The following is an 8,594-nucleotide window of genomic DNA, read 5'->3' as shown; positions in this document are numbered from 1 at the left end:
TACTTAGGGCCAAGTCTGAAAAAGAGTGAGGCTGTTCGGATTCTTCCGGAGTCCTTAGCTGATTACAGGCCGCCGGTGAGCAGAGGCGATCTTGAGGCAGCAGTAAGTGAGAGACCAAAGGCAATCTGTATAATTGACGGTCTTTTTTTCCAGGACTGCTCTGTAGGCCACCGCGAGATTTTAGCGGCACTTAAATCAAAGATTTCCGTTTACGGCTCATCCTCGATGGGTGCTCTTCGGGCGTGTGAGATGGAGTCATTCGGGATGAAAGGTGTCGGGAGAATCTTTGAGATGTACAGGGACGGTGTAATTGAGAGCGATGATGAGGTTGCACTCGCCTGTGATCCGTTTTCAAATGAGGCTGTATCCGACGCTCTTGTTGATATGAGGATCAACTTTGAGAGAGCAGTCAGGGGAGGTATAATTACAGCCGCCGATCAGGACGTTTTGATCAGAACAGCATCCGGGATTTACTACCCGCAGCGGACTTATCGCAGGGTATTAAAGGATGCCCGTCTGGCCGGGGAGATTTTGGGTGAGTGTTTTGAGCGGCTTACAAGATTTTTGAAGGAGCATCCGTTCTCGCAGAAGGAAGAGGATGCCAGAGAGGTTTTGAGGGTTTGTAGGGATGGGGTTAGGTAATTATTTATTTTTAAATCCAGTGATAATACATTACAATCGCTAAAATTATTCCTATAACTGCTAAAATTATTTCTAAAAATTTAAAAATTCCATTTATTTTTGAATATTCAATTATGATATCTGTTTCATTAATGCAGTCAAGTAAATCGTGATATATTGTCTCATAATTTTCAAGTTTTGTTTCTCTATCAATTTCCTCATTTATTTTTTTAAATTTTTGATTTAATTTTTCATATTTTATTCTTGAATCACTCATATGAGCTAGAAAATTAACTCCCGATTTTATTCTAGAATTTAGAATTTGTAATTGGTAATTTATTGATTTATCCCATACAAAGAATATATTTTTTTGGATTAAAGCATTCAAACTTTCGATTTCTTGGTTTTGTTGAAATTCGTCGTTTTCAATAACTAATATCTTAAATAATGAAATAATTCTATTTCGAATTTCTTCATAATTCTTATTTAGTAAATTTGCTTCCTTTAGTTCAGATTCAAGATTTAATATTTTATCGTCAATTTCATCTATAAAAAATTTAGATGGTATTATATTGAAAAATTTAAAAAATAAAGGCTCTTGAATTAAAGAAGAAGCCTTTTTCTTAATTAATAATTTATTTAATTTTATTTTTAATTCTCCAAGATATATTTCCAGTTCTGTTTTCTCTCTCACTCTTTCAAACATTTCATAATTTTTTATAAGTGCAATGAGATTCGAATTATCTCCATTATTTACTAGTAATGATGAATTTTGAGATTGCATTATCAAGGAGTCCTCTAAATAAATTTGGTTGTCAAATAGTAAAAGTTTATTTAAGAATATTATAGAATTGATTTATATTCCTTTGGAAGCATAATACATATTCATCACTTAGAAAAATCATCCAAATATTATTTAATTATGGTAATCAATTATAATTTGTGAAAAAAGACGGTTTTGAATTATATCTTTCAAATGATATTGTTCAAGGGGAGGATATTCCGTTTTATTTATTATGGGATGATGACGATCTCAAAGAAATCAACATTGAATATTCTGGTTTTTCGGGGATATGCGAATTATATAATGTAAGAGATGAGTTTTCTACTGATAATTTGAAAATTTTAAAGAGTGACTTAAAAAAAGACAATTATCTTGGAGGTTCTTTAAAAACAGATAAAACTGATGTTCCTTTTAAAAAGGGTTTGTTAAAAATTACTATTCATAAATGTGATGGAACAACTTTTGAATTATATGAGGAAAGGACATTATATACTACCTGTCTAGAAGTTTCGCCATTATTGCCCTCTAAATTATTATCTCAGGATGAACCATTATTAAAATTTGAGCTAACTGGTTCTACAACTGTTTTTATTGATATTGAAACAGATGCTGATTCTGATCTTCAATTAGTATTGCCTATTGAAATTCAAAATTCAATGGAAAAACTCATCAATTCTTTAATTAAAGGATTTGATGAATTAAAACTAAAATATCCTGATAATCCATTATTGATTTTTTTCGATGATTTATTTCATAAACCAGAAAAGTTGTCTGGACAACAATATTTAGAAAAATTAGGTATAGCAATTCAAAATTATAAAATGGAGGATGAGTTCAAAGAGGCTCTGGGGAGGGTATTTTATAATGCAGTAAATTCTGAATCCGACATTTTAAACCAAGTAATCCGGCCTTTTATTGAGTATTTTGAATCCTTAGCTGCTGAAAAAGTATTTTTAAATTCTCCATTTTTAAATTTAGAAATTCTTGAGGGAAAAAATACATTTAAAGGAAAAATAACCTATCAAAATATTATTGAGCGTGAAGAAATGTGGGAAAATATTAATTCAAACGAAGATTTTTTTGAAGTCACTGTAGATAGTGATAAAAAAAGAACAGTTCCATTAAAGGATTTTATTTCTATTATAAGGATTAAAAATGACTCCGCTATTAACTCCTAATATAAAAGATGCAAAGACTTTCCTAGAGATTTCAAAAGAGGTCTTTTCATGGTTTAAAGGTGAAAAGTATGAAAGTTTGAACATTGACTGCATGAATGGTTTAGGAAAATACAATACAACAATAACTGTAGATAATCGTTTCTCAAAATTTGCTTTTGATCGTTCAAAAAGAATTCAAAAATTTGATGCACAAAAAATTTATGATATAAAAGTATGGGGCATTAAACCATATGGTGGGCGAATATATGATGCAGTATCTAAAGAAAATAATCTGATTACTCTTGATCTGAACAAATTATCACAATATGATCAATTTAGATGTGAAGTAAGTTGTGTTATGGATTCTGATTTTTTTGAAGGACTGATAAAATCAAGATCTTCACCAGAACCTCTGGAAGATGGAACTAAATATAATTTAACTGCATTATTAAAAGATCCTGATAGCCTTTTAAAAGGTTTTTCAGAGATAGATATAGATGATTATCCTGTCTGTGTAGATGTGTATATGAAAGAGCAAATAAATACAAATATTGCACCTTCTTTAAAAAAATTATCATCTGCGGAATCTAAATTATTGCAAGAACGAGATCCCCATCAAATATATAAATGGAAAATGGAACAAAAAAGATTAAAAAGACTCTGTGAACAAAAGGGATTTACAGAATGGCTAAATGAAATGCGACAATTTTTAGAGCCTATGAAATTTTTGCATTATATTGATCGGAGTCAATCAAAGGATTTTAGGCTACATAATTGTGAATGGGGAAATTTGTTCCAAGCATTAGGTTTGGTTCCATTACCTGAAAAAATGCGAATAGTAAATAGAACTGATCTGACTGTCGATAGTCCTGCGAAATCAGGTACAATTATATATAAGTCACAAGAATTTTCTCAAGCTTTTGAAGATAAATTTGGTGAAATGAAAAAGTGACTATTTTCCCCTTCATAAATCCAATCCAACACCCAACCACCCAAAATCTATCTCTTTCACAATCTCTAAAACAAATAAATCCCAAAAAAACAACACCAACCCCTTCAAAAAAACACACCACCCCGGCTGAGCAATATAATAATTATAAAAAATAAATTCTAACTGATGGCAATAAAGGACTACAAAGTTTTTGTAAGCTATGACCATGAAAATGATCAAAAATACCGGGATCAATTTGAAAATATAATAGCGTGTTCTGAAATTTCAACAGTAAAATCAGTTGATTCAGCTCAGATAACGGATATAAAGGATATAACTAATATAAAAAATATTGATTCGGGGGCTGATGCCAGTGCCGCTGCCGGTGCCGCTGCCGCTGCCGATGCAGTTTTGCAGAAAATACGGGATGAAACCTTGCAGGACTCAGTCGTTACTGTTGTTCTGGTCGGAAAGGATACCTGGAAGAAGAAGCATGTCGACCGAGAAATTGAGGCGAGTATATGTCAGACTGAATCAAATCCGCGTTCCGGACTTCTGGGAATTATTCTGCCGGATTACTCTGACTTAGAGAATCATCAGTATACCCACGATACCATCCCTCCGAGATTATCCAAAAATATTGAAAACGGATTTGCAAAGATGTATCCCTGGGATATTAATCTTTTAGTCATCCAGAATTCAGTTCATGAAGCATTTAAAAGACTCAGTTCAGTTGCTCCGGACAATTCATATCCTTCATTTACAGATGATCTCACCGGGGATAACTGGGAGTGATTCTCTCGTCCGGTATTAATTTTTTTCATTTTTTTAGATACAAATAATTCTGATAAAGGGAGGGGGAGAGTCCCCCTCCCTTAAAACCCTCCCCCGCAAAGCGACAGGTCGCAGAAGGGAGGGACAGGCCTCCCTCTGCTCCCAAATTTTGTTTCTGCTACAAACAAATGAAAAAATAGATATTTTTCATCTTTTTTTAGAATCAAATTATGATGCAGACTTTGCAATGTCTTCAAGATGAAGCTTTATAGCATCCTCAATATTTGAAAGGGCTTCCTCATAGGTATCGCCCTGCGTATAGCATCCCTGAATTACAGGCACATGGGCAAAATAGCCGTCTTCATCCTTCTCGATTATGACACTGTACTGAGTCATTGTTATCCTTTATCTTATTTTATCAGATTATAACTTTTTAGTATGTGAAGTATCTGAACATGAGTTAATGACATTTTAACCGCAGGAATAATTGCCTCAATTCAGAAATTTTACATCCCAATTTCCAACCATGCCCGAAAACCTGTATATCCTTATCGCCCCTAAAAGTAATCACTAATGTATCTCTTCTTCGATGTCGAAACAAACGGACTCCCGAGGCGAAGGAAAAGTCCGTCAGGCACTCCGTTGGGCAGTTCATCTCTAAATCCGGTAATCCAGCCGAGGGTTGTTCAGATTGCCTTTTCCAGATATTCAGAGGACGGGGAAGAGATGAGCTCTTATAGTCAGATTGTGTACCCGGAGGATTTTGAAATCCCGATGCAGGTCGTAAGAGTTCACGGGATAACAAAGAGAAGAGCACTCCGGGAAGGACTTCCCGGTGCAGAGGTATTCGCTGCGTTTAATTCCGAAGCTAAAAATTCAAAATATCTCGTCGCCCATAATCTGAATTTTGACTATCCGGTTGTGTGTGCAGAACTCTCCCGGTATGGTCTGAAAAACGAAATTCTGGAAAAGGAGGGGATCTGCACAATGAAGCCGAAATCAATAAAGGAATTTTGTGCACTTCCAAGAAAGAACGGCGGGTATAAGGTGCCGAAACTTATGGAACTTCATCAGATACTCTTCGGCGAAACTTTTGACGGTGCACATGATGCCGGTGCTGATGTCAGAGCCTGTGCACGCTGCTTTTTTGAATTAAAAGAGTTGGGAATTCTATAATAAAAAAAGTGATTCAGCTGAATTCATTTAGAGGGATGTCTGTGTCCTCTGAAATTTTATTGAGTATTTTTGGGTGTACAATTTTTCCTGAATGTACAGGCAGAGTTACCCTGACTCCTTCAGAATTTTTGTAGATTTTATGACTCCCGCTCTGTCGGACTGACACATAACCATGTTTTTCAAGTACCTTTGAGATTTTAGATGCGTCAACACGGGGAGTTTTACTCATAGTCTTAACCGGAAATTTCTATGGTCGTAAGACTGACCTGATGTGTTTTTGGAAGTTCCTGCCCTGATTCTGCGATATCACAAAGATGAAGTTTTATGGCATCCTCAAGATTTGAAAGTGCTTCCTCATAGGTGTCGCCCTGTGCATAACATCCTGAAATTGTGGGAACGTGGGCAAAATAGCCGTCTTCATCCTTCTCAATTATGACACTGTACTGAGTCATTGTTATTCTGTATCTTATTTTACCAGATTATAACTTTTTAGTATGTAATGTAAATGAACCTGAATATTTCTCGGAAAAACAGATATTAATATTAATAATGCCATATTATACAGGTATGTTATACATCTCCCTAATATGATGCAGGGAGAATAAATATAATGAGGTGAGGGAAAAAATGGCAAAACAAATAGAACTGGGTTTGTCTTTAAAAGGTGCTGATGCCCGCAGATTCCATGAATACATGGAGCATCCCGATGACACCGATGAAGGCAAAAAACTCCTAAAGGAAGCATTGCGTTTGTCAAAAAGTTCACGCAGTTCTTCTAAAGTATGAATATTCCTTTTAATCAGTTCTCTTTTTCAATATTAGACTCGGATATTGATTTATCCGATTTTGAATGTGGCAATCCCGATTTGAATGAATTTCTTCATGTTGATGCTATTCATTATCAGGAGGAAAGGCTGGCTGTTACCCGGTTTATTCAATGGCAAAATACTATTGTCGGATATTTCACTCTTGTAAGCGACAGTATCGAAGTAGAAGCAATTCATTTTGGGGATGGTAGTTCTGAATATCCTTATCGCAGATATCCGGCACTAAAGATTGCAAGACTTGCAACCGACAACCGCTATCAAAAGCAGGGTGTTGGCCGTGCAATGCTTTTAAAGACTATGCAGATTGCAATTGTATTGTCAGGATATGTAGGTGTAAGAATCCTTACTGTAGATTCTAAACCTGATTCCGTTGAATTTTATGAAAAATTTGGTTTTAAAAGGGCAACCCGAAAGAATCATGACACTATCTCTCTTTACAGGGATTTTCACAGGACTGTATGTGAATTAGAAGATGAGAGAGAAGAAAGCGATATAACAGAATATTAATTGAGATGTCTCTTAGGTAACATTTGACTTTGGAAGTTCCTGCCCTGATTCTGTGATATCCTCAAGAAGCCACATCCCTGTCATCATTACGACGAACTGACAAGAATTTCTTGTGAGTTGTTTTGGGTTGAAATTCAGCTTTTTTATAATTATTATGAATATTCAGGCGCAGATGTAAGAGCCTGTGCCCGCTGCTTTTTTGAACTGAAAGATAGAGGGGTTTTGTAGAATCTGAAAAAAAGAGATGAAGATTTTATTTTTTCTTCCCCCCGGGATATTGTTCTTTACTTATTTCCTCTTTTATCCCGGACATAAACAACTTTCACATTTAAAGCTTTATTTTCCTGATTTATAATGTCAAACAGCCCTATTTTTCGGAATATTTCGTTGAGTTTTTTAAATCCGTAATTTCTTGAATCAAAATCCGGTGCTTTATTCTGAATAATCTGCCCGACTGTTGCAAGATTTGCCCAGCCGTCTTCTTCAGATCCGTCTTCAACACTGTTACGCAAAAGATTCACAAGATTTGTATCATTTTTGAGTTCTATTGTGGACCGCCTGTGAATGGATTCCGGCATTGGTTCATTAATTATTTTATCCGAATCTGCCCGCAAAATTTCTGTATAAATGAATTTGTCACACGCCTCAACAAAAGGTTTAGGTGTTTTTTGCTCCCCGAAACCGTAAACAATCATGCCGGTTTCACGCAATCTGGAAGAAAGCCTTGTAAAATCACTATCGCTGGACACAATACAAAACCCGTCAACATTTCTGGCATAAAGGAGATCCATCGCATCAATGATTAATGCACTATCTGTAGAATTTTTATGTGTTGTATAATTGAACTGCTGAATAGGCTGAATTGAATATTTAAGAAGAGAGTCCTTCCACCCGCCAAGCCGTTGTGTGGTCCAGTCTCCATATATTCTTTTTACTGTCGCAGAACCATATTTGGCAATTTCCTCGAGAAGATTTCCGATGATTGCAGGCTGGGCATTATCTGCATCAATTAAGACTGCAAGACGTTTTTGCTGTACGAATGTAGGTGCGATATGCTCCATAATGGATAATTGGAGGTTTCGACGATATAATTATCTATCCGTTTTTTATTGGAATAAAGGGCAGTTACAGGGTCGTAATATCTGTTCCGGATGATGTGATGGTAATTCATGTGATTGAGGCCGGGCACCGCAGCAGTGTTTACAAAAGGTTTTAGAAAATCCGGGAAAAAAGTTCTCCTTCCTCTCCATTTATACTTCTTACTTTTATACAAAAATTACATATATAATGCCCGCTGAAAAACGCATCATGTATCTCTTTTTTGATGTCGAAACAAACGGGCTTCCAAAAAGCTATAATGCCCCTGTTTCGGATCTGGAAAACTGGCCGAGAGTTGTTCAGGTAGCATTTTACAGATATTCAGAAAGAGGGAATCAGATAAGCTCCTATAATGAAATTGTGTATCCCGGGGATTTTGAAATCCCGCAGGATGCCGTTGCCGTTCACGGTATTACAAAAGATAAGGCAGAAAGGGAAGGTCTCGCAGGCAGCGAGGTATTTGGTGCGTTTATGGACGATGCCCTGAAATCAGAATACCTGATAGCTCATAACTTTGATTTTAATTATCCGGTTATAAACTGTGAAATCATCCGATACGGACTAAAAAACAAGATCGGGAATAAAAAATCCATTTGTACAATGAAATCGGAATCTGTCATCGATTATTGTGCACTCCCCGGAATTTTAGGGGAATTTAAGTGGCCTGAACTTACTGAACTGCATGAGAGGCTGTTTGGCGAATCATTCGAAGGTGCTCA

At 35.9% G+C, this 8,594-nt stretch carries 13 protein-coding genes; 8 read left to right on the top strand and 5 right to left on the bottom strand.

All coding sequences use genetic code 11. The features are described from left to right. On the top strand, nt 1-642 hold a 642-nt coding region (locus ACTB1O_RS00140; protein ID WP_462993110.1), incomplete at its 5' end, for a TfuA-related McrA-glycine thioamidation protein. Between the two features lie 10 nt (nt 643-652). Here ACTB1O_RS00140 and ACTB1O_RS00135 read toward each other — a convergent pair. Next, the gene (locus ACTB1O_RS00135; protein ID WP_462993109.1) at nt 653-1,405 is read right to left on the bottom strand and encodes a hypothetical protein; all 753 of its coding nucleotides are present in this window, start codon (nt 1,403-1,405) and stop codon (nt 653-655) included. A gap of 158 nt (nt 1,406-1,563) precedes the next feature. On the opposite strand from ACTB1O_RS00135, the gene ACTB1O_RS00130 reads away from it, so the two are divergent. From ACTB1O_RS00130 to ACTB1O_RS00120, 3 genes are all read left to right on the top strand, one after another. After that, nucleotides 1,564-2,583: a hypothetical protein gene (locus ACTB1O_RS00130; RefSeq protein WP_462993108.1), complete on the top strand. Its 1,020-nt coding sequence runs from the start codon at nt 1,564-1,566 to the stop codon at nt 2,581-2,583. Beyond that, on the top strand, nt 2,561-3,514 hold the full coding sequence (locus ACTB1O_RS00125; RefSeq protein ID WP_462993107.1) for a hypothetical protein: 954 nt from the start codon (nt 2,561-2,563) through the stop codon (nt 3,512-3,514). Before ACTB1O_RS00130 ends, ACTB1O_RS00125 begins: the two co-directional genes overlap by 23 nt. Nucleotides 3,515-3,679: 165 nt before the next feature. Next, nucleotides 3,680-4,288 carry a TIR domain-containing protein gene (locus tag ACTB1O_RS00120; protein WP_462993106.1) on the top strand — a complete coding sequence of 203 codons (609 nt, stop codon included), beginning with the start codon at nt 3,680-3,682 and terminating at the stop codon, nt 4,286-4,288. 207 nt (nt 4,289-4,495) lie between these two features. Here the strand turns inward: ACTB1O_RS00120 and ACTB1O_RS00115 are convergent, their stop codons facing one another. Then, nucleotides 4,496-4,663, bottom strand: coding sequence for a type II toxin-antitoxin system HicB family antitoxin (locus tag ACTB1O_RS00115; protein WP_462993105.1), 168 nt, complete (start codon nt 4,661-4,663; stop codon nt 4,496-4,498). A 177-nt stretch (nt 4,664-4,840) separates the two neighbouring features. Here ACTB1O_RS00115 and ACTB1O_RS00110 point away from each other — a divergent pair, with 177 nt between their 5' ends. After that, on the top strand, nt 4,841-5,443 hold the full coding sequence (locus tag ACTB1O_RS00110; protein WP_462993104.1) for a 3'-5' exonuclease: 603 nt from the start codon (nt 4,841-4,843) through the stop codon (nt 5,441-5,443). 13 nt (nt 5,444-5,456) lie between these two features. Here ACTB1O_RS00110 and ACTB1O_RS00105 read toward each other — a convergent pair whose 3' ends face one another. Together ACTB1O_RS00105 and ACTB1O_RS00100 are read right to left on the bottom strand one after the other, a co-directional pair. Beyond that, nucleotides 5,457-5,672 (bottom strand): type II toxin-antitoxin system HicA family toxin, encoded by a 216-nt coding sequence (locus ACTB1O_RS00105; protein WP_462993103.1) that lies wholly within the window; start codon nt 5,670-5,672, stop codon nt 5,457-5,459. Between the two features lie 4 nt (nt 5,673-5,676). Next, on the bottom strand, nt 5,677-5,895 hold the full coding sequence (locus ACTB1O_RS00100) for a type II toxin-antitoxin system HicB family antitoxin (protein WP_462993102.1): 219 nt from the start codon (nt 5,893-5,895) through the stop codon (nt 5,677-5,679). A 175-nt stretch (nt 5,896-6,070) separates the two neighbouring features. Between ACTB1O_RS00100 and ACTB1O_RS00095 the strand changes: the two genes are divergently transcribed. Both ACTB1O_RS00095 and ACTB1O_RS00090 read left to right on the top strand, forming a co-directional pair. Further along, nucleotides 6,071-6,229, top strand: coding sequence for a hypothetical protein (locus ACTB1O_RS00095; RefSeq protein ID WP_462993101.1), 159 nt, complete (start codon nt 6,071-6,073; stop codon nt 6,227-6,229). An 80-nt stretch (nt 6,230-6,309) separates the two neighbouring features. Continuing rightward, nucleotides 6,310-6,777 (top strand): GNAT family N-acetyltransferase, encoded by a 468-nt coding sequence (locus ACTB1O_RS00090; protein WP_462993100.1) that lies wholly within the window; start codon nt 6,310-6,312, stop codon nt 6,775-6,777. 284 nt (nt 6,778-7,061) lie between these two features. Here the strand turns inward: ACTB1O_RS00090 and ACTB1O_RS00085 are convergent, their stop codons facing one another. Beyond that, complete coding sequence (locus tag ACTB1O_RS00085; protein ID WP_462993099.1) at nt 7,062-7,838, bottom strand: NYN domain-containing protein; 777 nt, start codon at nt 7,836-7,838, stop codon at nt 7,062-7,064. Nucleotides 7,839-8,064: 226 nt separating this feature from the next. Here ACTB1O_RS00085 and ACTB1O_RS00080 point away from each other — a divergent pair. Beyond that, nucleotides 8,065-8,594: 3'-5' exonuclease (locus ACTB1O_RS00080; protein WP_462993098.1), on the top strand; the 530-nt coding region annotated here is incomplete at its 3' end.

This window comes from Methanomicrobium sp. (assembly GCF_055145805.1).
Note: the sequence above shows the minus strand (reverse complement) of the source record. Positions and strands in the feature narration are given on the sequence as shown.

What these genes read in the sequence shown, in the direction of transcription:
- ACTB1O_RS00135 (WP_462993109.1), bottom strand. Translation starts at nt 1,405, where the DNA reads ATGCAATCTCAAAATTCATCATTACTAGTAAATAATGGAGATAATTCG.
- ACTB1O_RS00125 (WP_462993107.1), top strand. Translation starts at nt 2,561, where the DNA reads ATGACTCCGCTATTAACTCCTAATATAAAAGATGCAAAGACTTTCCTA.
- ACTB1O_RS00120 (WP_462993106.1), top strand. Translation starts at nt 3,680, where the DNA reads ATGGCAATAAAGGACTACAAAGTTTTTGTAAGCTATGACCATGAAAAT.
- ACTB1O_RS00115 (WP_462993105.1), bottom strand. Translation starts at nt 4,663, where the DNA reads ATGACTCAGTACAGTGTCATAATCGAGAAGGATGAAGACGGCTATTTT.
- ACTB1O_RS00110 (WP_462993104.1), top strand. Translation starts at nt 4,841, where the DNA reads ATGTATCTCTTCTTCGATGTCGAAACAAACGGACTCCCGAGGCGAAGG.
- ACTB1O_RS00105 (WP_462993103.1), bottom strand. Translation starts at nt 5,672, where the DNA reads ATGAGTAAAACTCCCCGTGTTGACGCATCTAAAATCTCAAAGGTACTT.
- ACTB1O_RS00100 (WP_462993102.1), bottom strand. Translation starts at nt 5,895, where the DNA reads ATGACTCAGTACAGTGTCATAATTGAGAAGGATGAAGACGGCTATTTT.
- ACTB1O_RS00095 (WP_462993101.1), top strand. Translation starts at nt 6,071, where the DNA reads ATGGCAAAACAAATAGAACTGGGTTTGTCTTTAAAAGGTGCTGATGCC.
- ACTB1O_RS00085 (WP_462993099.1), bottom strand. Translation starts at nt 7,838, where the DNA reads ATGGAGCATATCGCACCTACATTCGTACAGCAAAAACGTCTTGCAGTC.